This is a genomic window from Bradyrhizobium sp. AS23.2, from assembly GCF_001908185.1.
Lineage (GTDB): Bacteria > Pseudomonadota > Alphaproteobacteria > Rhizobiales > Xanthobacteraceae > Bradyrhizobium.
The window spans coordinates 1-20,860 of sequence record NZ_LGHM01000098.1; the positions used below are offsets into that span (position 1 = coordinate 1).

Here is a 20,860-nt window from a genome sequence, read left to right on the forward strand (position 1 = left end):
CCAACTATCTCAAAAACTCAGGCTATGTTTCCGTATAAACACAGCACGCTCTAGAGCCCCGTTCCGATTCCATCGGAACGGAAATGGCTCTAGGCTCGCTGCAAACGAGCGCGCGCGAACGTGCGCCGCCAAACAAAGGGAGAGCGTCATGGCTTATGAACACATCCTCTATGAGGTGAGCGACAAGATCGCGACCATCACGCTCAATCGCCCGGACCGCATGAATGCGTGGACGCCAGTCATGGAGCGCGATGTGCGTCACGCGATGGAAGCGTCAAGCGCCGATGACAATGTCCGCGTCATCGTGCTCACCGGCGCGGGCCGCGCCTTCTGCGCCGGTGCCGACATGGATGCGCTGAAAGGGCTCGATCCCAACGACGTCAGGCGCGCGTCGAACCTGCCGCCCTTCGACATGAGCCGCCGGCCGGACTGGCAGACCCGCTACGGCTTCTATCCGTCGATCGGCAAGCCTGTGATCGCCATGCTCAATGGCGCGACCGCCGGCATCGGCCTTGTCCACGCGCTCTATTGCGACCTGCGCTTTGCCGCGGATAATACTGTGTTCACGACGGCGTTCGCGCGGCGCGGACTTATCGCCGAACATGGAATGTCCTGGATGCTGCCGCGCATCGTCGGCCATGCCAACGCGATGGACCTGCTGCTCTCGGCCCGCCGCGTTTCGAGCGAGGAGGCGCTGCGGATTGGACTGGTCAACCGTCTCTGTTCGCCCGAGAAGCTGCGCGAGGAGACCTACGCTTATGCCCGCGACCTCGCCGACTTCGTCTCGCCGAGCGCGATGGCCGTGATCAAGCGCCAGCTCTACGAGGTGCCGTTCCAGACCCTGGCGGAAGCGACGATCGAGGCCAACCGCGAGATGATGGTGGCGCTCAACGGCAGCGATTTCAGGGAGGGGGTCGCAAGCTTCATGGAGAAGCGGCCGCCGCGGTTTACGGGGAAATAGGGATTTGCCGGAGAGAGTCCGCCGTCGCCCTTCGGGCTATGGCGGGACAGCCTTCGCTACGCGAGGGCTTGCCTAGCCGAAGCAGGCGCAGCCTGCGAAGGCTGGTGGAGCCAGGCGGGATCGAACCGCCGACCTCGTCATTGCGAACGACGCGCTCTCCCAGCTGAGCTATGGCCCCGTCGCGGGCCGCTCTGGTGAATGCGGCCGACAACCGGGCGCCATTTAAGTCCCCGCCAAGGTCAAGTCAAGGACGCGTGTAACCCGGTTTTAGCCATCCCGGCGCCGACTTCCCTTGTTTGGGCGCGGGGGAACCGATATCTAGCAAACGGGGGTCAATCCCGACCGGAAGCCAGAGTTTTCAAAAGCCATGCGTGCCGTTCTCGACATCGTCATCATCGTGCTCGACCTCTACGTCTGGCTGCTGATCGCCTCCGCGATCCTGTCCTGGCTGATCGCCTTCAACGTCGTGAATACCCGCAACCAGTTCGTTTCGGCGGTAGCCGAGTTCCTGTACCGGATCACCGAGCCGGTCCTGGCGCCGATTCGCAATTTCCTGCCGAGCCTCGGCGGCCTCGACATCTCGCCGATCATCCTGATCCTGATCATCATGTTCATCGAGCGGGTCATCCTGTACTACATCTACCCGAACGTGATCTAAGCAGGCTGGAGCGCCTTGGTTGCCAAAGAAGCTTGCAAGGAGCCTTGGCGTTACTCTGCCGCGGGCATCAGCATCGCGCTGCGGGTGACGCCGCGCGGCGGCCGCGACGACATCGACGGGATCGAACAGCTGGCCGATGGCCGCAGCGTGCTCAAGGTGCGGGTGCGCGCCATCGCCGATGGCGGCGAGGCCAACAAGGCCGTTTTGGTGCTGCTGGCGAAATCGCTTGGCGTGCCCAAGGCCAGCGTAAAGCTCCTGTCCGGGGCGACCTCGCGGCTGAAGCAGATCGCGGTCGACGGCGATCCGGCGCGGCTGGGCGAAGCCCTGCGCCAGCTCGCCTCGGCCAAATCGAAAGACCAAGGGAACTGACATGACCGCTGAGATCATCGATGGAAAAGTCATTGCTGCGGAGCTCCGCGCGCGGGTCGCCGACGAGGTCGCCCGCGTCAAGCGCGAGCACAATCTGGTGCCGGGCCTCGCGGTGGTCCTGGTCGGCAGCGACCCCGCCAGCGAGGTCTATGTCCGCTCAAAGCACACCCAGACCCAGGCCGCGGGCATGGCTTCGTTCGAGCACAAGCTGCCGGCCGACGTCTCGCAAGCAGATCTCCTGGCGCTGGTCGCAAAACTCAACCGCGATCCTGCCGTGCACGGCATCCTGGTGCAGCTGCCGCTGCCGAAGGGGCTGAACACCGAGGCCGTCATCAACGCGATCGATCCCGCCAAGGATGTCGACGGGCTGCATCCGAACAATGCCGGCCGGCTCGCCGGCGGCTTCCAGGCGCTGTCGCCCTGCACGCCGCTCGGCTGCATCATCCTGACCAAGAGCGTGCATGCCTCGCTCGAAGGCATGAATGCCATCGTCATCGGCCGCTCCAACCTGGTCGGCCGCCCGCTGGTGCAATTGCTGCTGAACGAGAACGCCACGGTGACGATCGCGCATTCGCGCTCGCGCGACCTGCCGGGGCTCGTGAAGCGCGCCGATCTCGTCTACGCCGCGGTCGGAAAGCCGGAGATGGTGCGCGGCGACTGGCTGAAGCCGGGTGCGACCGTGATCGACGTCGGCATCAACCGCATCCCCAAGGAAGATGGCAAGACCCGCCTCGTCGGTGACGTCGCCTATCAGGAAGCGCTCGCAGTGGCTGGCGCAATCACGCCGGTGCCGGGCGGCGTCGGCCAGATGACGGTTGCCTGCCTGCTGGTGAATACGCTGCGTGCGGCTTGCGCGATTGCGGGGCTGCCGAAGCCGGCGGTGTAACAAGTCTCGTGTCCCGGACGCGATGCAGCGCTCTTGCGGTGCACCGCAGAGCCTGTCGCCGGATGGACCCCGGATCAGCAGCGCATCACGCCGCAAAAGGCGGCGCGCTGCGCAGCATCCGGAGAACGCAGGAAAGAAAAGCCTAGCCCGCCGTATTCTCGATCAGCCGCCGGTAAAACCGGATCATGTCGGCATAGCCTTCGATGCTGAGACGCTCGTTGGTGCCGTGAAAGCGCTTGAGGTCGTCGGAATTGGCGCGCACTGGCGAGAAGCGGAAGATGTTGTCGGTCAAGCCGGCGTAATGGCGTGAATCCGTCGCCGCGATCATCAGGCCGGGTGCCACGATCGCGTCGGGATAAACCTCGCGGATCGAACGCGTCAGCGCGGAATAGGACTTGCTCGCGGTGCCCGTTACCGGCGGCGGATCGGTATTGCCGGGGAACGCCGCAATCGAGATCTTCTCATTCGCGACCGTCGAGCGGACATGGTCGGTGACGCTGGCCTCGGTGTCGCCTGGCAGCAGGCGGAAATTGACCGTGGCCTCCGCATTGCCCGGCAGCACATTGTCCTTGTCGCCGGCATTGAAGATGGTCAGCGCCGTCGTGGTGCGGATCATGGCTTCCGTCGGGCCGCTCTTCTCGAACTCGCGCAACAACAACGGCTTGAACAGCCACAGGTTCGACAGCACCACGCGGTTGAGGCCGCTCATCTCCGGCGCCAGCGTGTCGAACATCTCGGCGACCGCGCCGCGGACATGCGCCGGCAGGCGGTGGTCCTCCAGCCGCGCCAGCGCGGCGCTCATCATGCCGATCGCGGTTTCGCGCGGCGGCATCGAGGAGTGGCCCGGGGCCGTGCGCGCCGTCAGCACCAGGGTCGAATAGCCCTTCTCCGCAACGCCGATCAGCGCGGCCGGCTTGTCGAGGCCCTTCATGATGCCTTCGGTGATCAGCAGGCCCTCGTCGAGCACGAAGTCGAGCTTCACGCCGCGTGCAGCCAATGTGGCGGCAATCGCCTTGGCGCCGCGGGTGCCCGCGACCTCCTCGTCATGACCGAAGGCGAAATAGATCGTCCGTTTCGGGCGAAAGCCGTCTTTCGCCATCTGCTCGGCCGCCTCGAGCATCGCAAAGAGGTTGCCCTTGTCGTCCCAGGAGCCCCGGCCCCAGATGAAGCCGTCGGCGATCGCACCATCGAACGGCTTCTGCTGCCAGTCCTTCTCGGTGCCCGGCGCGATCGGCACCACGTCCTGATGTGCGAGCAGCGCGATCGGCTGCGCTTTGGGATCGGAGCCTTCCCGAGTACCTTCCCACGTGTAGAGCAGGCTGTAGGTGCCGATCACCTCAAGCCTGGCGGCGGCGCGGAAGGCCGGAAAGCTCGCGGCAATATGCGCCTGGAGGCCGCGCAGCGCGTCGGCATCCTGCTCCGGATTGAGGAAGTTCGAGATGGTCTGGAAGCGGATCGCCTCCGACAGGCGCTGCGCCGCGCCTTGCTTGTCGACATCAGCGCGAGGGATCGCCGCGACCTGCACCTGCCGCGAGCCGCGTGCGACGACGTTGAACGCCAGCACGCCCGCGAGCACGACAATGCCCGCGACGATCAGCAGGACCAGGTTTCGAACGATCTTGAGAAGCCGCCGCATGCTAGTCTTCTTGCCCCGGACGCAGCGCAACACGCAAGTGGTGCGCTGCTGAGCCGGGGTCCGGCACCGACGGAGGCGTGGGTCCCGGCTCAGCGGTGCAGCGTTTCATGCTGCGCCGGGTCCGGGACACGAGACCTACGACGCCTTCTTCTTCTTCTCGCGATCCATGCCTTCGAGGATCAGCTTGTGCGCCTCGTCCGGGCCGCCCCAGCGCAGGATCTTCACCCACTTGCCCTTCTCGAGATCCTTGTAGTGCTCAAAAAAGTGTTGGATCTGCTGCAGCGTGATGTCGGGCAGGTCGGAGTACGACTTCACCTTGTCGTAGCGCTGCGTCAGCTTGGACGACGGCACAGCCAAAATCTTCTCGTCGCCGCCGGCTTCGTCTTCCATGAACAGCACGCCGACCGGGCGCACGCTCATGACAGCGCCGGGGATGATGGCGCGGGTGTTGATGATCAGCACGTCGCAGGGATCGCCGTCATCGGACAGCGTGTGCGGGATGAAGCCGTAGTTCCCGGGATAACGCATCGGCGTGTAAAGGAAGCGGTCGACCACCAGCGTACCGGCCTCCTTGTCCATCTCGTATTTGATCGGTTCACCGCCCACAGGGACTTCGATGATGACGTTGACTTCCTGTGGTACGTTTTTCCCGATCGAGACCGCATCGATACGCATTCAAGGCTCCGTTGTTGCCGAGGTTAAATCGCGCCCGGCAGCGATTTTGGCGCTGTCATACGCGGGCTTGTCCCGCCGATCCATGGTGTTTTTGTGAAATAATGAATCCAGCGATCACCGGCTCAAAAGGCAACGGTATCGGCGGAAGGGAGGGGCTGCCGGCTAGACTTTCAGCAGCTCAATTGGTCCAAGCGAAGGCAACCTTGTCGAGTGATTTCGGCCCGAAACGCTCCGAGGAGCGCGCCACCATGCGGCCGCCCAGCGCCCGGTAGAACTCGGTGGCGGGGTCGTTGTCCGAGAGCGCCCACACCACCATGCTCTTCAGTCCGCTCTGCATCAGGTCGCGGCGGGCGGCGGTGAACAGGCGGCGGCCGAAGCCTAGGCCCTGGAATTCCGGACGCAGATAGAGCTCGTAGATCTCGCCATCGAAGTGCAGGCTGCGGGCGCGGTTGCGGCCGTAGTTGGCGTAGCCCGCGATCTTGTCGCCGAACACCAGCACACTGACGCGGCTGCCCTTGCGGATCGCGCTGTCCCACCATTGCGGACCGCGGCGGTTGATCAGCTTCTCCAGCTCAGCGCCGGGAATGATGCCCTGATAGGCGGAGCGCCAGGCTTCGTCATGGGTGGACGCCACCGCAGTTGCATCTGCAGCTTTGGCCGGCCGGACCTCGATCAGGGTTGTGCTCATGGGCGTGATCAAACCAAGTCGCCGCGCCGGCGGCAAGACCTATCGTTAATTATCGGTTAACATGTGGACTTTCTGCATCAGTTTTCTAGCCTTGTTGTACCGAAAAAAGACAGGACGCCAATTCGAACGCACCGCCGTACCGTGCATCGGTGCAAAACTGCCTCGCGGCATGGAATGACCTGCGATGGCAACGCAGAAAGTCCGCCGATGATGATTCGTTCCTACTAGTCTGTTTGTCGCTGTCCGTGTTCGCCTTCGGCAATTCATGCGACTCTTCAACACCCTTGCGCTTCTGTCTCTGCTGGCCCTGCTGACTGCGCCGCCTCTGTGCGCTCAGGTCACGTTTGGGCCATCGGGAGAGGAGGGCGAACCATTTCGCCGGCAAGAGTGGCGCGTGCCGTCGCCCGATACCGATATTGCCGCGCATGCTTTGCTGTTTCGCCCCACCGGCACCGGTCCGTTTCGGCTTGCGGTCATCGCACACGCCTCGACGCAGAACGTGCTGCGTCGCGCGCAAATGCCGCAGCCGGAATACCGTGCGCTCACAGCGTTTCTCGTCTCGCGCGGCTTTGCCGTGCTGGTGCCGGAGCGGCTCGGCCATGGTGCGACCGGCGGCCGTTATGTCGAGGACCAGGGCGGATGCGACGAGGCGCACTATGCGCGCTCGGGCCGTGCGACCGCGGGTGAAATTTCGCTCGCGCTGGACTATGCGCGGAAGCAGGATTTTATCCGCAAGGACGCCGCCATCATGATCGGCCATTCCGCCGGCGGCTGGGGTGCGCTGGCGCTTGCAACTGCCGATCCGAAGGCGATCTCCGCGATCATCGCCTTTGCACCGGGGCGCGGCGGCCACGCCAACGATGAACCGAACCGGATCTGTGCGCCGCACATGCTCGTCGCGGCCGCAGCCGAGTTCGGCAAGGCGGCGCGCATTCCCGTCACATGGCTCGTCGCCGCCAATGACAGCTATTTTGCGCCGGTCTTTTCGAAAGCGCTGGTCGATGCGTTTCGCGGCAGTGGCGGCAAGGTCGACTTCCGCACGCTGCCCGCCGCCGGCAGCGAGGGGCACTGGATGATCGAGCTCGAGGCCGGCGTCAAAGCCGCGAGCAGCGAGCTCGCGCGCGCGCTGAACCTGCCCAAGCCTGTGGCGACCAAGAAGCCATGACGCTGTATTTCCTCGTCAAATATTTGCATGTGCTTGGCGCCATCCTCATCCTCGGCACCGGAACCGGCATCGCCTTCTTCATGCTGATGGCGCATCGCACCAGCGACGCAGGGTTCATCGCGCGCACCGCCTCGGTGGTGGTGATCGCGGATGCGATCTTCACGCTGTCGGCCGTGCTCCTCCAGCCGCTCACGGGCGGCCTGCTGATGATGCTCTCGGCGACGCCGATCACGGAGCGCTGGCTGCTGGTTTCGCTCGCACTGTATGCCGTCGCAGGCCTGTTCTGGATCCCCGTCATCTTCATGCAAATCGAGATGCGCGATCTCGCGCGCAGGGCAGCCGAGCAGCGCATCGCGCTTCCGGAGCGCTACTTCGTCCTGTTCCGCCGCTGGTTCGCATTCGGCTTCCCCGGCTTCGGTGCGACGATGCTGATCCTCTGGCTGATGATCGCAAAACCGTCTTGAGAGAAGCGATGAGTGAGCGGGCCATTCTCGTGTTCGGCGCCTCTGGCTATATGTCGGCGCGGCGATCCTCACGCCCAACCTTTGGATCGAGCCGCTCGGCGCGCTGGTGAAGACTGGGCCGGCCATCGTGCTGATGTTCGTGGCGTTGCTAATGCTGGACAACCGATAGCGTTTTCGAGCGAAGTGGATCCCGATTCGCGTGAAGAAAACGCGTCAAGAAGAGAGCCCGATGACCAAATGGCCCGACGACGACGTGATCCTGTTCGACGGCGTCTGCATCTTCTGCTCACGCTGGGTCCGCTTCGTCGCGCAGCGCGATACGGCGAGGCGGTTTCGCTTCACGCCGATTCAGTCGGACTACGGCACGCGGCTCGCGCGCACGTTCGGCATCGATCCCGATGATCCCGACACCAATGCCGTGGTCCATGGCGGCGAGGTGTTCATGAAGTCGGACGCTGCGCTGACCGTGCTGTCGCAGCTTCCGGGCTGGCGCTGGACGCGTGGGTTGTTCGCGGTGCCGAGGCCGCTGCGAGACCCCGTGTACAGCCTCATTGCGCGCAACCGCTACCGCATCTTCGGCAAGTACGACGCCTGCTTCGTGCCAGATGCTGATTTGCGGGCGCGGGTGATCGAATGAGTCGTCATTGCGAGCGCAGCGAAGCAATCCAGCATTTTTCCGAGGCGACAGTCTGGATTGCTTCGCTGCGCTCGCAATGACGGAGTTAATGGCTATGGCTTGCTCAGAATCGCCACCACTTCTCTCGCCGCCCGCTCCCCGCTGTCCCTCGCCCCGTGCGCCGTCGTGAAGAAGTTCGGCGACGTCGCTTCTCCCGCGAAGAACATCCGCCCATCCACCGGTGCAGCCAGCAGCGCGCGGTCGCCGGCATGGCCGGGCAGGGCGTGCGAATAGGAGCCTCTTGCGAAGGGATCGTGGGCCCAGCGCGACTCGTACAGCGGCTTCAGCTTGCGGCGGATGTCGTTGCCGAGGAGGCCCGCGATCTCGTCGATGCTTTGCGCGGCCATGGCGCCCACGCCGGCGTCTTCCAGCTCGCGGGCGAAGCTGCCGCCGAAGAAGCCCTCGATGCAGGGCTGGCCGAACGGACGGATGTGATAGGTGCCCATCGCGGTGCGCATGGTGGCGCCGCGCAGATTGCCTTCCTTGGGAAACGCCTCCGCGCCTTCGAGCGCCAGCGTGACCTTGTCGTCGACCCCGAGCGGCAGGCCGCGCGCGGCATCCAGCTTGGCGGGCAGTGCCGGAGAAAAGCGAATTGCCTCGTCGGCAATCAGATCGGTCGGTAACGTGACGATCGCCGCCCCGGCCTCGAGAGACCCTTGCGAAGTTTCGAGGCGGATGCGCTTGCCGGAATGGTCGACCAGCGTCACGTTGCAGTTCAGCGCGATCGGGCAAGGTGCGCCATAGGCCGCGATCAGCGTCCCATATCCGGCGCGCACGCGCCAATTGAAGTAGGTGTCCTCGTAGGCCTCGAAGTCGAGGAGCGAGACCTGATCGAGCTCGCACCCGTTCACATAGGTCGAGACCGCGTCGATCATTGGATTCCAGCGATTGCCCGGTTCGAGATAGTCGGCGGCAGGCGCATCCGTGCCCTTTTCTGCCGCCTCCCAGACGCGCTCGTAGAACGCGTCGAGCGCAAGCACGAAGTCCTTGCGCTCAGCCTCCGGAAACACATCGCCAAAGGCGCGATCGCCCCAGGGCGGCAGGTCCGTGTTGATCTCGAAATTGAGCTGCCGGGCAATCGGAACGAAGGAATTCTTGTTCGCCGAGTGCAGCCAGCCGCAGCCGACGTCGAAAGTGACCTCGGGCGAGGCCTGAACGGTCCAGGCGCGTCCGCCGAGCCGGTCGCGCGCCTCCAGCACGATCACTGAGAGGCCGGAGCCGTGCAGCGCGTGTGCTGCGCCGAGGCCGGCGGCACCGGCACCGATGATCGCGACGTCGACGGAGGAGGGGAGGGAGGTCATGGGGCGGCTCTAGCACGTTCGCGGGGCGTGCTGAAGCCGGCCCAAGCATAGGCGTCATTGCCCGAAGCGGCACTGTGTCGTGTCCCGGACGCGGCGCGGCGCGAAGTGCCGCGCCGCTGAGCCGGGACCCAAGTCGGCGAGTGAGTGCGACGAAAGTGCTGGGCCCCGGCTCAGCAGCGCATCACTTTGTGCTGCGCTGCGTCCGGGGCGCGAGAGTGACTTACGCCACCGCTTCCTTGGCCTTTTCCGCGCGCTTGCGCTCGTTCGGGTCGAGGTGCTTCTTGCGCAGGCGAATCGACTTCGGCGTGACCTCGACGAGCTCGTCGTCCTCGATATAGGCGAGCGCCTTTTCCAAGGTCATGCGGATCGGCGGGGTCAAGCGCACCGCCTCGTCCTTGGACGTGGTGCGGATGTTGGTGAGCTGCTTGCCCTTGAGCACGTTGATCTCGAGATCGTTGTCGCGGGTGTGCTCGCCGACGATCATGCCGCGATAGACCTTCCAGCCCGGCTCGATCATCATCGGGCCGCGGTCTTCCAGCTTGAACATGGCGTAGGCCACGGCGTCGCCCTGGTCGTTGGAGATCAGCACGCCGTTGCGGCGACCCTGGATCTCGCCCTTGTACGGGGCATAGCCGTGGAACAGGCGGTTCATGATCGCGGTGCCACGGGTGTCGGTCAGCAGTTCGCCCTGGTAGCCGATCAGGCCGCGGGTCGGCGCGTAGAACACCAGGCGCTGACGATTGCCGCCCGAGGGCTTCATCTCGATCAGCTCGGCCTTGCGCTCGCTCATCTTCTGCACGACGACGCCGGAATGCTCCTCGTCGACGTCGATCACGACTTCCTCGATCGGCTCCATGGTGGCGCCGGTCGCTTCGTCCTTCTGGAACACGACGCGCGGGCGCGACACCGATAACTCAAAGCCCTCGCGGCGCATGGTCTCGATCAGGATCGCGAGCTGCAATTCGCCGCGGCCCGAGACCTCCATCGCGTCCTTGTCGGCGGCCTCGACGACGCGCAGTGCGACGTTGCCTTCGGCTTCGCGCAGGAGGCGGTCGCGGATCATGCGGCTCGTCACCTTGTCGCCTTCGGTGCCGGCGAGCGGGGAGTTGTTGACGATGAACGACATCGACACGGTTGGCGGGTCAATCGGCTGCGCCGGCAGCGGCACTTCGACGGTCGGATCGCAGAAGGTGTCGGCGACGGTGCCCTTGGTCAGGCCGGCAATGGCGACGATGTCGCCGGCTTCGGCTTCCTCGAGCGGCGTGCGCTCGATACCGCGGAACGCCAGGATCTTGGAGATACGGCCCTGCTCGACCAGCTTGCCGTCGGCGTTCAACACCTTGACCTGCTGGTTCGGCTTGAGGGTGCCGGAGGAAATGCGGCCGGTGATGATGCGGCCGAGATAGGGGTTGGCCTCCAGGATGGTGCCGATCATCTTGAACGGACCTTCCTCGACCTTCGGCGGCGCGACGTGGCGCAGGATCAGGTCGAACAGCGGCTCCATGCCCTTGTCCTTCGGACCCTCGGGGCTCTCGGCCATCCAGCCCTGCTTGGCCGACCCGTAGAGGATCGGGAAGTCGAGCTGCTCCTCGCTGGCGTCGAGCGCCGCGAACAGGTCGAACACCTCGTTGATGACTTCGGTCGGACGCGCGTCGGGGCGGTCGACCTTGTTGATGACGACGATCGGCTTGAGGCCGACCTTGAGCGCCTTGGAGACCACGAATTTGGTCTGCGGCAGCGGGCCTTCGGCGGCATCCACCAGGACCAGTGCGCCGTCCACCATGTTCAGGATGCGCTCGACCTCGCCGCCGAAATCGGCGTGGCCGGGGGTGTCGACGATGTTGACCCGGGTATCCTTCCACTGCACCGAGGCCGCCTTGGCCAGGATGGTGATGCCGCGCTCGCGCTCCAGATCGTTGGAGTCCATGGCGCGTTCGGTCACCTTCTGGTTCTCGCGGAACGTGCCGGATTGTTGAAGGAGGCGGTCGACCAGGGTCGTCTTGCCGTGGTCGACGTGGGCGATAATGGCGATGTTGCGGAGGTTCATGAGTTAGCTTCTTTGCGTTCGAACAATGGGTTAAGCGCGATCTCGCCGGTCGGACCGGGACCTCTTTTCGAAACAACGCTGGAAGATAGGAAACGGGCGCTTTCCGCTAAAAAGGAAGCCCGGCCAAATCGACCGGGCACCCTGCGCGTTTGCGCCGCAATATATGCAGAAAACGCCAAAAAACAATGCGTTCTTTGGGCATTGATTGACTGAATTTTGTCCGGGAATCCCCGGGGCTTACGGGAAATCCTGTACCAAACCGGCCCTTTGATCCAAAGCGCCCGTATGGGTCAGCCTTGTGCCGAGCTCCGATCCGCCTCCTCGGTCGGATAGACCCCGCGCAGCACCTCCTCGAAATGCATCTTGACCGCGTCATTGCACAGGCAGGTGCGCAAGCGCAGGCCGTCACGGTTGCGGACCAGGATCGCCCCGCGCCGCGTGTCGAGCACGCCTTCGGCCTTGAACGACTGGAGTACGCGGCTTGCATAGCTGCGGCCAACGCCGAGCAGCGTCGCAAGCTGCTCGTGGGTCAGCGGCACGCTGCTCTCGTCGCCGGTACGCTCCATCGCCGCGAGGATCCACTTCGCGGTGCGCTGCTCGATCGAGTGGATGGCGTTGCAGGCGGTCGACTGGAAGATCTGCGCCAGCATGCAATCGGCGTAGCGGACAAAGATGTTGCGCAGCGAGGCCGAACGCATTTTGGCCGCCTCCAGCTTGCCGACGTGAATGCGCGCAAACGGGCCGCCGAACTTCACGCAGATGCGGGTGTAAGCCGGCAGAAATCCTTCGCTGACGATGCCGCCCACGGCTCCTTCGCGTCCCACCAGAATGGTCTCGACATCGCGGCCGTCTTCGTTGGGAACGAGGAACGTCGCAAGCGCGGGACCGCAGGGAAAGTGTACGACCTGGACATTGTCGCCGGGACTGTAGAGCAACTCGTTGGCCTCGGCCTGGTCAACGGCGACGTGCGGTGCGAGCAGCGCGTAGTCTGCCGGGCTCAGGCGCCGCAGCAGATTGTTGGCCGGCCGGCTGTCGACCTCGGTTGTCTTGCTGATGCGCGCGTCCATCGTAGATCCCCTGCTCTCCTTTCAACACTAGCGAGGTCCGTTCGTTGGCTGTGTGCACAAGTGGACAGACGTTTAAACTGTTTTGTGGTGAGTTTCGTTCCGGGAACCCTCCGACGCGCTGGGCGCAGGCGTCGGGATGAGGCTGTCCTGAGCGATGAAAAATGCAGCCCTCGATAGCCAGGATCATGGAACCTGTTTCCCCGCTCGGCTCGGCCGACGTTCCCGCCGACGTGATGATCGTCGAGGACGATCCGATCATCGCGATCGACTTCGAGGATCGCTTGCTGGGTTTTGGCGTGAAGACCGTGCGCAGCGTGGGGTCGGTAGTGCAGGCACTGGCCGCGATCACGAAGCGCGCGCCGGATTTCGCGCTGCTCGATGTCGAGCTCAGCCGCGAGAAAAGCTTTGCGGTCGCCGAGCATCTGGCGGCTGCGCAAATCTCCTTCGTCTTCGTGACCGGCTACGGCGCAGAGACCAGGATCCCCGCCGAGTTCTCGGCGCGGCCGCGGCTGCAAAAGCCGTGCTCGAGCGATGCGCTCGAGACTGCGCTACGAACGCGCGGACGCTGATACTCCGGCGAGCCGGCTGCGTTACGCGGCCGATCAGAGCTCAGGCAAGTTTCGGATCGAGTGTGGTTGACCACAGCGCGACGTCGGCGCGGTCGCGCAAGGTCACCGTCATCTGGCCCGAGGCGCCGTCGATCTTGACGTGACCAAAGAACTGCATGCCGGCGGAGGGCGGCAGGTTCTGGTTGTCCTTCCCCGGAGCCTTGACGAAGCGCACTTCCGGCCCAAACGTGTTGTCGAGCGCGTTCGGACCGAAGGTGCCCGCGTGCAGCGGGCCTGACACGAATTCCCAGAACGGTTCGAAATCCTGGAACTGCGCCTTGTTCGGATCGTAATAGTGCGCGGCGGCGTAGTGCACGTCCGCCGTCAGCCACACTGTGTTGCTGATCGGCGCCATCTTGATGAAGCGCAGGACGTCGGCGATCTCGAACTCGCGGCCGCGCACGGGGCCGTCGCCCTGAGCAAAAGCTTCCGAGCCGCCCTTCGGTGTGTCCGATACGACCAGGCTGAGCGGCATGTCGGAGGCGATCACCTTCCAAGTCGCACGCGAGTTGAGCAGGCCGCGCTTGAGCCAGGCGATCTGGTCGGGGCCGAGGAAATAGCTGGCCGGCCCGTATTCCGTTTCCAGGTTGGCGCCGTTGGGGCCGCGATAGCTGCGCTCGTCGAGCACGAACACGTCGAGATGCGGGCCGTAGGAAATCTGGCGATAGACCCGGCCGGGCTCATTGATGCTTTCGCGCATCGGATACATCTCGTGGAAGGCGCGCGCGCCGCGCGCGGCGAGCAGCGTGATGTCGCGTACCTTGTAGGCCGCCGGCAGCTCCTTCGACAGCGACCAGTTATTGGTCACCTCGTGGTCGTCCCACTGCACGAAGATCGGCACCTCGGCATTGAAGGCGCGGACATTGTCGTCGGTGAGATTGTATTTGTGCGCGGCGCGGTACTCGTCCAGCGTCTCGGCGACCTTGGCTTTCTCGGGGATCGTGATGTTCTTCCAGATCTTGCCGTCGGCAAGCTTCACCTCGGATGGAATCGGACCGTCGGCGTAGATGGTGTCGCCGGAATGCAGGAAGAAATCCGGACGGTGCTTGCGCATGGCGGAGAAGGCGAACATGCCGCCGTCGTCGGGATTGATGCCCCAGCCCTGGCCGGCAACGTCGCCGCCCCAGACGAAGCTGACGTCGCGGCGGTCGGCCGGTGCTGTGCGGAAGCGGCCGACCACGGGCTCGCCCTCGATCGCGCTGTGCGAGAGATCGCGGAAGCGGACGCGGTAGAAGATGTCCTGTCCCCCTGGCAGGTTCTCCAGCAGCATTTTCGCGGTGAAGTCGCTCTCGGGCAGCGCGGCGATTGGCGGCAGCGCGCGGGCGTTCTTGAACGACTCCGTCGTCGCGACCTCGACCAGCATCTGCGCGGGCCGGTCGGTGCGCGCCCATACCACGCCGCCATCGACGGTGACGTCGCCCGACTGCACGCCATGCGTGACCGCCGGCCGGTCGGCCGCGCGCGAAATGTAAGGCATCGCGATCGCGCTGAGCGCACCGGCGCCGGTGGTGAGGAAACGGCGGCGGGAGAATTTGATCTTCATGGGCTGGCTCGCCGGCTAGCTGTCTTATGCGCGTCTTGCGCCGTCACTCCGGGATGGTGCGCTGGCATCAGACCGCGAAAATGGCATCGAAAGCTATATTGAGACAATGTGACGCAGCGATAACGCGCGCAAGCGTCTACGCGTTGCCGGCAGCCCTGAACTGCGCGCCCGCACGTTGCAGGCCCTGCGGCAGGCTGGACAGCACTGCCTTGCGATCGGCGACGGCGACGTGGAACTGGTCGAGTGTGATGTTGAAGGCGGTCAGCGCGGCTTCCTCGATCGCGCCGTGGTCGAAGCAGCGCAGCGTGTCGCGCAGGATGTCGTCGGCCTCGGCCTGCATCTGGTCGAGCTCTTCAGTCGTCTCGCTCTTGCGCGCCGCGGAAATCATGTCGAGCAGGCGTTCGCGCAGATGGCTGTTGCTGTTGCGCTCGTCCTTCTTGAGGTAGCCCGCAAACCACGCACCGATCGAGCCCATGGCCGAAAGCGCCATCAGGCTCCACCAGATGTAGTCGCTGTATTTGTCGAGGAAGGTCTTTTCCTCGCCGTCGACGAAGGCGGCCGCGCCCGGATGCGCGGGGATCACGGCATCCTTGTCGGTGTCTGGCGTTTCGATTTTCGCCGCAAGCGGGAATTCCGTCACCAATTGCTGCCGCACGGCGAAGAGCTGGCGTGTGAACGAGGCGATGGTGGTGTCAGACACGCCTTTGCGTGCCACGATGTGGTGCGAGAAGCTGATGGTCTTGACCTCGTCGTCGGGGCGAGGGGGCGAGCCACCATAGGTGCCGGCGGGAATTTCTGACGCTTCGTAGACCGGATGGTTCTGCGCGATGGCGTCGGCGGAATCGATGGCGAGGAAGGTCGGCGTGCCGCCATCCTTGGCGGACGCCGCGATCGCATCGGACGTGATCTTGCTGTTCACGGGGCCGGCTGCGAGATAGGCATCGACCTTCTGGGTGCGGATCGCCTCGGCGGCTTCGTTGGCCGGGAATTGCACGATATCGACCTTGGCCGGATCGACGCCGTATTGCTGGAGAATGACCTTGAGCAGGTTGACGTTGGCCTGGGTGCGGCCGACCACGCCGACGCGATGGCCTGCGAGCTGCGCGATCTTGGTGATCTTGGTGGTCTTCGCGCCCTTCTTCTTGCCTTTGCCCGGCACGGACCACATCACCACGACGTTCTTGCGCAAGGTCGCGACCGCCTGCGCGTTCTTCGGCACGTCAACGTCGCCGCGCACGATGGCAAGGTCGGCCTTGCCTGCCGCGAGCGCATCGGCGCTGGCGGTGGCACCGTCGGTCTGGAGCGGGCGCAGTCGCACGTGGCCCTTGGTCTGCGTGAAAGCCTGCGTCAGCGCCTGCACGACCTTGAGGTCATCACTGTTGGCGGGACCGACCGCGATCTTCAGCGTCACCGGGCGCATCGCGAAATAATAGCCGCCGGCGAGCGCGCCGATGATCGCAAGCACCAGTGCAAGCGACACGAGCGCCGTCTTCCGCGCCGCTGATCGCGGCGAAGGCGGAGTGGGCGCTTCGGCCAGGTCCAATCCCCCGGTCATCGATCTCCCAGACAGACGCTTGAGGCTCAGTTTCATCTCGGCCGGCGATTTACCCCGCAATTGTAGCAAATTTCTTGTCCGGCGGGGTTACATCTCCGTCATGGTTAGCGGATGGGCCAAATTCCGTATGAACCCGGGCCGTATGCACGGTGTTAGGGTAAAGTTCCCCTGAAGGGCGGAGGCGATCATGGCAGAACGGCTGGCGGCAGAGGCGCGCAAGCAGGCGCTGGGCGGGATACCGGGCTGGACCGAGATCCAGGGCCGCGACGCGATCGGGAAGACCTTTGTCTTCAAGGATTTCAACGAGGCGTTCGGCTTCATGACCCGCGCGGCGCTGGTCGCCGAGAAGATGGACCACCACCCCGAATGGCGTAACGTCTACAAGACGGTGGAGGTAGTGCTGTCGACCCATGACGCCGGCGGCGTCACCAAGCTCGATGTCGAGCTCGCCAAGGCGATGAACGCCATTGCCAGGCTGACATCAGGCTGACGTCTTGCAGGGATGGGCCAGATCCCCATCTTGTGATCAGCACCGGATGTGGCGATCTGCCGCCTCTGGCTGAACGGGGAGTTTGTGGAACATGGCCGCCGAATACAGCGTCGGCTTCGAGCCGGCGGATCGGCTTGCGGAAGATCGTGAGAGCGTTCGCCGTCGCTTCTGGCGCAAGCTGAAGCGCGTCGCGGCGCAACTGCCGTTCGCCGAAGATCTGCTCGCGGCCTATTACTGTGCGTTCGACCGGCAGACGCCGCGCCATGTCCAGGCGTCGCTTCTGGGGGCGATCGCCTATTTCATCCTGCCGTTCGACTTCGTTCCCGACGTGATGCCGGTGCTCGGCTTCACCGATGACGCCGCCGTGCTCGCCACTGCCATCCGCATGGTCGCCAGCCACATCACGTCAGAGCATCGCGAAGCCGCCCGTGCCGCGCTGAAGCGCGGGGTGGATGAGGGCGACGCGGATATAGAAGCAGCGTAGCAGCTTAGCGCTACAAACTCCGCTGTCATTCCCCGCGAAGGCGGGGAATCCAGTACGCCGCGGCTTCTCGGCTCAATCATGACTGTCGCTGGAATACTGGATAGCCCGCCCCAGTGCCGCGGCATCATTGCTCGCGCTGACCGTCGCTACTTTTTCTCCGACCTCGCGTGCATCCGCTTCTCCGACCTCGGCTGCATCCGCGCACCGTTCTCTGCTTCCCAGGCCTGGAATTGCTTGAAGAGCGCTTCCTTGTCGGCATCAGACACTTTCGCGGCCGCGGGGTTCTGTTTCAGGAACGTCTCGAAGCGCTGCCTCGCCACCGGCTCGACGCCATGGCGGTCGAGCCATTGCTGAGCCACCGGCAGCCTGTTCCAGCCCGACAGGGGGGGCGGCGAGCGAGACCTCCTTCCATTTGGGATGGAACGGCGGGTTCTGCAGTGCCGGGAATTTCGTGAAGAACGCGTCCACGAATAGCGCGATCTTGCGATAGCGCTCGGTGTTCGGTGCCCAGTTGTAGGCTGCGAGCACTGCCGGCACCGCGATCGTGTCCACGGCCTCGCCGTCCTTGATCAGGTTCGGATAGTCCTTCGCAGTCAGCGTCGCCGGCAGATAGTCGCTCTGCAGCGGCTTGGCGTAATCGACGCTGGCAAGATGGAAGCGGCCGTCGTTACTGAAGGTGCTCACCGACTTGTATGGCTTGCCGCCGACCACGATCACCGCGTCGATCTCGCCGGCTTTCAGCTTCTCCATCGCGATGCGCTGCTCGATATAGACGAACTTCGCCTTGATCCCGAGCCGTTCGAACACGGTAAGCGCGGTGACGAAGGTGCCGCCGTTAGGCAGGTCCACGCTCACGGTCTTGCCTTCGAGATCCTTCAGCGTCGGGATCGATTTCGGCGTGATGACCTGCATCTCCTCATTGTAGAGCTTGGTCACATAGGTGAACTGCTGCTTGATGTCCTTCGCAAAGCCCTTGCGCTCGAGATAGTCGAGCGTGTCCGATCGCACGATGCCGAGATCGACGCCTTGCAGGAGCAGGATGTCGGCGACGCTCTGCACCGAGCCACGGCCGACGATCGGGAGCACGCGCAGGTTGTTGCCGTCATCGAGCACCGAGGCGAGGTCGGCGCCGAACTGCACATAGGTGCCGCCGATGGTGCCGGTGATCAGAGTCACCGTGTTGGCGTTGATCGCCTGCTTGGTCGAGACCGATCCGAACTGGAAGATCGCCTTGAGGCTGTCCGAGACCTTGCTCGGGTCGTATTCGGTCTGCTCGGCACGTGCCGACAGGCCATAAATCATCGTTATGGCGACAAGCGCCATCCTCAGTGCGTTACGCATGATGTCCCCTGCTATCTAAACCGAGATCTTAGTTCTGAATTTGCGTGAGGCGCTGGCGCGCCTCCAGCGACCCGAGCGCCGCGGCCTTTTGGTACCAGTTGCGCGCGGCTGCGGGGTCGGCGGAGATGCTTCGCATATCGTTGGTGCCGAGCACGGCCGGATCGTAGGTCTCAGCCAGTACGAACGCGGCGGTGGCATCCTGCGCATGCGCGGCGCGCTCGAGCAGCAGCCGGGCGGCGGCGATATCGCCGATCGCCATCAGGCTCCTGGCGCGCGTCATCAGCCCGGCCAGTGTCTCTGCGTCGAGCGTCTTGACTGGCGGAGCCGGCTCAGATGGTGGCGCAACGAACACTGCCGGCTGCGTCGGTGTCTGGGCCTGTAGCGCGTTCTGGTAGGCGGCCGCGATCGCCTCGCGGCTCGGCATCGCCGGCACGCTCGTATCCCTGGCCTCAGCGCTCGCGAACTGCATCGTGTCCGACACGCGGGCCGGGTCCTTCAGCGGCATCTGGCGCGCGATCGGCGCCGGAGGTGCCGCCGGCGGATTCGCCGTCAGGCTGCTCATCCAGGCGCTCACGTTGACGGCGAACAGACGGCTGACATCGGAATGAAACAGCGTCACCAGCACCGCAATTGCGGCGGCTGCGAGAACGCTCGCGACGATCTGGGTCGCGAGACCGGCGCGCGACCGCACGCGGCGGGGCGCAAACTCCCGCGGATCGGGCATGCTGTTCGGGTCGGACAGAAACAGCGGAATGGGATCGTGTGGTGAAAGGTCGGTCCGGTCAGCCTGTGCCAAAATGTAGGGCATGGCGTCCGGATCGGTGGTGGCTTGCTCGACGTCGAACGCCCGCGACGTCTCGGACGGACGGTAGGCCGTCGTCTCCATGGTATGGTGCTCCCCAAATACTAACGCAACGCGCCGGGTTTTCCCGGTCGAGTGTTCTTGTCGTTGTTGTCCAGAAGCGCCCCGCAAACTGGAACCGGTAAATCTCAGTCCGATTCAGCCCAAAAAACGACGGCGGTTTGCGCGAATCTGGAGATATTGGGGTTTGATTGAGGCAACGAGGCGACGTGCACCGCAATTTTGATCGCGGTGATTGAGGTTGCTTTGACCATGCGGGGGGCGCGTCACTGCGCGCGAAAACCGCGTCATGGCCGGGCTTGATCCCGGCCATCCGCGTATGCGGCTGGGCGTGGATGGCCGGGCTAAACAACAAGCCCGGCCATGACGAGATCGAGAATGTCCTACGCGAGTTATGGGTGCAGGATCACCTTGCCCATGGCCTGACGTCCGGCGAGCACCTTCAGTGCGTCAGCGGTCTGCGCCAGCGGGAAGGTGCGGTCGACATGCGAGGAGATCTTGCCTTCCGCCGTCCACTTTACGAGCTTCTCGAGATTGGCGCGGTTCTTGGCCGGGTTGAGCCGGGTCCAGGCGCCCCAGAACACGCCCCGGATGTCGCAACCCTTCAGCAGCGCGAGGTTCAGAGGCATCTTCGGAATGTCGCCGGCGGCAAAGCCGATGACGAGGAAGCGGCCTTCCCAGGCGATCGAGCGCAACGCCTGCTCGGCATAGGCGCCGCCCACGGGATCGAAGATGATGTCGACGCCCTTGCCGCCCGTGAGCTTGCGCAGGCCTTCCTTCAAGTCTTCCTTCGCGTAGTTCAGTGTCAGCTCGGCGCCATGCGCTTTCGCGAATTCGAGCTTCTCCTCCGACGAGGCGCAGGCGATCACCTTCAGGCCCATCAGCTTGCCGAGCTCGCAAGCCGCAAGGCCGGTACCGCCGGCGGCACCGAGCACTGCGAGCGTCTCGCCCGGCTTCGGGCTCGCGCGGTCTTCCAGCGCATGCAGCGCGGTGCCGTATATGATGATGATGCCGGCCGCGCGGTCATAATCGAGATTGTCGGGAATCTTGACGATCGATGCCGCCGGCAGCGCGATCTTTTCGCGGGCACCATTGTGGCCGCAGGAAGCGACAACGCGATCGCCAACCTTCAGATCGGTGACACCGGGACCGATGCTCTCGATGACGCCGGCAACTTCGGCGGCAGGCGAGAACGGGAACGGCGGCTTGATCTGGTACTTGCCCTGGATCATCAGGATGTCGAAGAAGTTCAGCGCCGCCGCCTTGATCGCGATCACGGCCTCGCCGGGACCTGCCACCGGATCCGGCACGTCGGCGAGCACGAGATCGTCGGGCTGGCAATATTGCGAGCAGAGGATGGCTTTCATGGCGGGACCTTCTTGAG

Annotated in this window: 20 protein-coding genes, 1 tRNA gene and 2 pseudogenes; 11 read left to right on the forward strand and 12 right to left on the reverse strand. The window is 64.3% G+C overall.

Features of this window, described 5'->3' with window-relative positions; translation table 11 throughout:
* Positions 1 to 148: 148 nt before the first annotated feature.
* Positions 149 to 961: an enoyl-CoA hydratase gene (locus AC630_RS21125; RefSeq protein WP_074120403.1), complete on the forward strand. Its 813-nt coding sequence runs from the start codon at positions 149 to 151 to the stop codon at positions 959 to 961.
* Between the two features lie 102 nt (positions 962 to 1,063).
* Here AC630_RS21125 and AC630_RS21130 read toward each other — a convergent pair.
* A tRNA-Ala gene (locus AC630_RS21130) sits at positions 1,064 to 1,139 on the reverse strand.
* A 189-nt stretch (positions 1,140 to 1,328) separates the two neighbouring features.
* On the opposite strand from AC630_RS21130, the gene AC630_RS21135 reads away from it, so the two are divergent.
* From AC630_RS21135 to folD, 3 genes are read left to right on the forward strand one after another with little or no spacing between them, the layout of a single operon-like run.
* Entirely contained in the window at positions 1,329 to 1,619 is a 291-nt protein-coding gene (locus tag AC630_RS21135) for a YggT family protein (protein ID WP_018318966.1), read from the forward strand.
* A 15-nt stretch (positions 1,620 to 1,634) separates the two neighbouring features.
* Entirely contained in the window at positions 1,635 to 1,988 is a 354-nt protein-coding gene (locus tag AC630_RS21140) for a DUF167 domain-containing protein (RefSeq protein ID WP_074120404.1), read from the forward strand.
* Between the two features lies 1 nt (position 1,989).
* Entirely contained in the window at positions 1,990 to 2,874 is an 885-nt protein-coding gene (folD, locus tag AC630_RS21145; RefSeq protein ID WP_074120405.1) for a bifunctional methylenetetrahydrofolate dehydrogenase/methenyltetrahydrofolate cyclohydrolase FolD, read from the forward strand.
* 142 nt (positions 2,875 to 3,016) lie between these two features.
* Here folD and AC630_RS21150 read toward each other — a convergent pair whose 3' ends face one another.
* From AC630_RS21150 to AC630_RS21160, 3 genes are all read right to left on the reverse strand, one after another.
* Positions 3,017 to 4,510 (reverse strand): M20 family peptidase, encoded by a 1,494-nt coding sequence (locus AC630_RS21150; protein ID WP_074120406.1) that lies wholly within the window; start codon positions 4,508 to 4,510, stop codon positions 3,017 to 3,019.
* A 135-nt stretch (positions 4,511 to 4,645) separates the two neighbouring features.
* A complete protein-coding gene (ppa, locus tag AC630_RS21155) occupies positions 4,646 to 5,185 on the reverse strand; it encodes an inorganic diphosphatase (RefSeq protein WP_074120407.1) in 540 nt (179 codons plus the stop codon).
* Between the two features lie 178 nt (positions 5,186 to 5,363).
* Entirely contained in the window at positions 5,364 to 5,873 is a 510-nt protein-coding gene (locus AC630_RS21160; protein ID WP_074120408.1) for a GNAT family N-acetyltransferase, read from the reverse strand.
* A gap of 265 nt (positions 5,874 to 6,138) precedes the next feature.
* On the opposite strand from AC630_RS21160, the gene AC630_RS21165 reads away from it, so the two are divergent.
* From AC630_RS21165 to AC630_RS21180, 4 genes and pseudogenes are all read left to right on the forward strand, one after another.
* Positions 6,139 to 7,038, forward strand: a complete 900-nt coding sequence (locus tag AC630_RS21165; RefSeq protein WP_074120409.1) for a dienelactone hydrolase family protein — start codon at positions 6,139 to 6,141, stop codon at positions 7,036 to 7,038.
* Positions 7,035 to 7,502, forward strand: a complete 468-nt coding sequence (locus tag AC630_RS21170; protein WP_074120410.1) for a DUF2269 family protein — start codon at positions 7,035 to 7,037, stop codon at positions 7,500 to 7,502. Before AC630_RS21165 ends, AC630_RS21170 begins: the two co-directional genes overlap by 4 nt.
* Positions 7,503 to 7,554: 52 nt before the next feature.
* A pseudogene (locus AC630_RS47130) lies at positions 7,555 to 7,671 on the forward strand (hypothetical protein); the annotation flags it as partial.
* Between the two features lie 60 nt (positions 7,672 to 7,731).
* A complete protein-coding gene (locus tag AC630_RS21180; protein WP_074120411.1) occupies positions 7,732 to 8,139 on the forward strand; it encodes a thiol-disulfide oxidoreductase DCC family protein in 408 nt (135 codons plus the stop codon).
* A 92-nt stretch (positions 8,140 to 8,231) separates the two neighbouring features.
* Here AC630_RS21180 and AC630_RS21185 read toward each other — a convergent pair whose 3' ends face one another.
* The 3 genes from AC630_RS21185 to AC630_RS21195 form a co-directional block, all read right to left on the reverse strand.
* The gene (locus AC630_RS21185; protein WP_074120412.1) at positions 8,232 to 9,479 is read right to left on the reverse strand and encodes a flavin monoamine oxidase family protein; all 1,248 of its coding nucleotides are present in this window, start codon (positions 9,477 to 9,479) and stop codon (positions 8,232 to 8,234) included.
* Between the two features lie 220 nt (positions 9,480 to 9,699).
* Positions 9,700 to 11,526, reverse strand: coding sequence for a translational GTPase TypA (typA, locus tag AC630_RS21190; protein WP_074120413.1), 1,827 nt, complete (start codon positions 11,524 to 11,526; stop codon positions 9,700 to 9,702).
* Between the two features lie 290 nt (positions 11,527 to 11,816).
* Entirely contained in the window at positions 11,817 to 12,593 is a 777-nt protein-coding gene (locus tag AC630_RS21195; protein WP_074120414.1) for a Crp/Fnr family transcriptional regulator, read from the reverse strand.
* Positions 12,594 to 12,778: 185 nt separating this feature from the next.
* Here AC630_RS21195 and AC630_RS21200 point away from each other — a divergent pair, with 185 nt between their 5' ends.
* Positions 12,779 to 13,162, forward strand: coding sequence for a response regulator (locus AC630_RS21200; RefSeq protein WP_074120415.1), 384 nt, complete (start codon positions 12,779 to 12,781; stop codon positions 13,160 to 13,162).
* Positions 13,163 to 13,202: 40 nt separating this feature from the next.
* On the opposite strand, the gene AC630_RS21205 is transcribed toward AC630_RS21200, so the two are convergent.
* Positions 13,203 to 14,744 (reverse strand): alkaline phosphatase D family protein, encoded by a 1,542-nt coding sequence (locus AC630_RS21205; RefSeq protein WP_074120416.1) that lies wholly within the window; start codon positions 14,742 to 14,744, stop codon positions 13,203 to 13,205.
* A 136-nt stretch (positions 14,745 to 14,880) separates the two neighbouring features.
* The gene (locus AC630_RS21210) at positions 14,881 to 16,335 is read right to left on the reverse strand and encodes a TAXI family TRAP transporter solute-binding subunit (RefSeq protein ID WP_083636337.1); all 1,455 of its coding nucleotides are present in this window, start codon (positions 16,333 to 16,335) and stop codon (positions 14,881 to 14,883) included.
* A 151-nt stretch (positions 16,336 to 16,486) separates the two neighbouring features.
* Between AC630_RS21210 and AC630_RS21215 the strand changes: the two genes are divergently transcribed.
* Positions 16,487 to 16,789 (forward strand): 4a-hydroxytetrahydrobiopterin dehydratase, encoded by a 303-nt coding sequence (locus tag AC630_RS21215; RefSeq protein WP_074120417.1) that lies wholly within the window; start codon positions 16,487 to 16,489, stop codon positions 16,787 to 16,789.
* Positions 16,790 to 16,880: 91 nt separating this feature from the next.
* The gene (locus AC630_RS21220; RefSeq protein WP_074120418.1) at positions 16,881 to 17,273 is read left to right on the forward strand and encodes a YkvA family protein; all 393 of its coding nucleotides are present in this window, start codon (positions 16,881 to 16,883) and stop codon (positions 17,271 to 17,273) included.
* Positions 17,274 to 17,419: 146 nt separating this feature from the next.
* Here AC630_RS21220 and AC630_RS21225 read toward each other — a convergent pair.
* From AC630_RS21225 to AC630_RS21235, 3 genes and pseudogenes are all read right to left on the reverse strand, one after another.
* Positions 17,420 to 18,614, reverse strand: a pseudogene (locus tag AC630_RS21225) (TAXI family TRAP transporter solute-binding subunit).
* A 28-nt stretch (positions 18,615 to 18,642) separates the two neighbouring features.
* Entirely contained in the window at positions 18,643 to 19,500 is an 858-nt protein-coding gene (locus AC630_RS21230) for a hypothetical protein (protein ID WP_074120419.1), read from the reverse strand.
* 368 nt (positions 19,501 to 19,868) lie between these two features.
* Positions 19,869 to 20,843 (reverse strand): NADPH:quinone oxidoreductase family protein, encoded by a 975-nt coding sequence (locus AC630_RS21235; protein WP_074120420.1) that lies wholly within the window; start codon positions 20,841 to 20,843, stop codon positions 19,869 to 19,871.
* Positions 20,844 to 20,860: the final 17 nt, after the last annotated feature.

What these genes read in the sequence shown, in the direction of transcription:
- AC630_RS21205 (WP_074120416.1), bottom strand. Translation starts at nt 14,744, where the DNA reads ATGAAGATCAAATTCTCCCGCCGCCGTTTCCTCACCACCGGCGCCGGT.
- AC630_RS21200 (WP_074120415.1), top strand. Translation starts at nt 12,779, where the DNA reads ATGGAACCTGTTTCCCCGCTCGGCTCGGCCGACGTTCCCGCCGACGTG.
- AC630_RS21230 (WP_074120419.1), bottom strand. Translation starts at nt 19,500, where the DNA reads ATGGAGACGACGGCCTACCGTCCGTCCGAGACGTCGCGGGCGTTCGAC.
- AC630_RS21185 (WP_074120412.1), bottom strand. Translation starts at nt 9,479, where the DNA reads ATGACCTCCCTCCCCTCCTCCGTCGACGTCGCGATCATCGGTGCCGGT.
- AC630_RS21125 (WP_074120403.1), top strand. Translation starts at nt 149, where the DNA reads ATGGCTTATGAACACATCCTCTATGAGGTGAGCGACAAGATCGCGACC.
- AC630_RS21135 (WP_018318966.1), top strand. Translation starts at nt 1,329, where the DNA reads ATGCGTGCCGTTCTCGACATCGTCATCATCGTGCTCGACCTCTACGTC.
- AC630_RS21165 (WP_074120409.1), top strand. Translation starts at nt 6,139, where the DNA reads ATGCGACTCTTCAACACCCTTGCGCTTCTGTCTCTGCTGGCCCTGCTG.
- AC630_RS21160 (WP_074120408.1), bottom strand. Translation starts at nt 5,873, where the DNA reads ATGAGCACAACCCTGATCGAGGTCCGGCCGGCCAAAGCTGCAGATGCA.
- AC630_RS21210 (WP_083636337.1), bottom strand. Translation starts at nt 16,335, where the DNA reads ATGAAACTGAGCCTCAAGCGTCTGTCTGGGAGATCGATGACCGGGGGA.
- AC630_RS21170 (WP_074120410.1), top strand. Translation starts at nt 7,035, where the DNA reads ATGACGCTGTATTTCCTCGTCAAATATTTGCATGTGCTTGGCGCCATC.
- AC630_RS21180 (WP_074120411.1), top strand. Translation starts at nt 7,732, where the DNA reads ATGACCAAATGGCCCGACGACGACGTGATCCTGTTCGACGGCGTCTGC.
- typA (WP_074120413.1), bottom strand. Translation starts at nt 11,526, where the DNA reads ATGAACCTCCGCAACATCGCCATTATCGCCCACGTCGACCACGGCAAG.
- AC630_RS21220 (WP_074120418.1), top strand. Translation starts at nt 16,881, where the DNA reads ATGGCCGCCGAATACAGCGTCGGCTTCGAGCCGGCGGATCGGCTTGCG.
- folD (WP_074120405.1), top strand. Translation starts at nt 1,990, where the DNA reads ATGACCGCTGAGATCATCGATGGAAAAGTCATTGCTGCGGAGCTCCGC.
- AC630_RS21235 (WP_074120420.1), bottom strand. Translation starts at nt 20,843, where the DNA reads ATGAAAGCCATCCTCTGCTCGCAATATTGCCAGCCCGACGATCTCGTG.
- ppa (WP_074120407.1), bottom strand. Translation starts at nt 5,185, where the DNA reads ATGCGTATCGATGCGGTCTCGATCGGGAAAAACGTACCACAGGAAGTC.
- AC630_RS21195 (WP_074120414.1), bottom strand. Translation starts at nt 12,593, where the DNA reads ATGGACGCGCGCATCAGCAAGACAACCGAGGTCGACAGCCGGCCGGCC.
- AC630_RS21150 (WP_074120406.1), bottom strand. Translation starts at nt 4,510, where the DNA reads ATGCGGCGGCTTCTCAAGATCGTTCGAAACCTGGTCCTGCTGATCGTC.
- AC630_RS21215 (WP_074120417.1), top strand. Translation starts at nt 16,487, where the DNA reads ATGGCAGAACGGCTGGCGGCAGAGGCGCGCAAGCAGGCGCTGGGCGGG.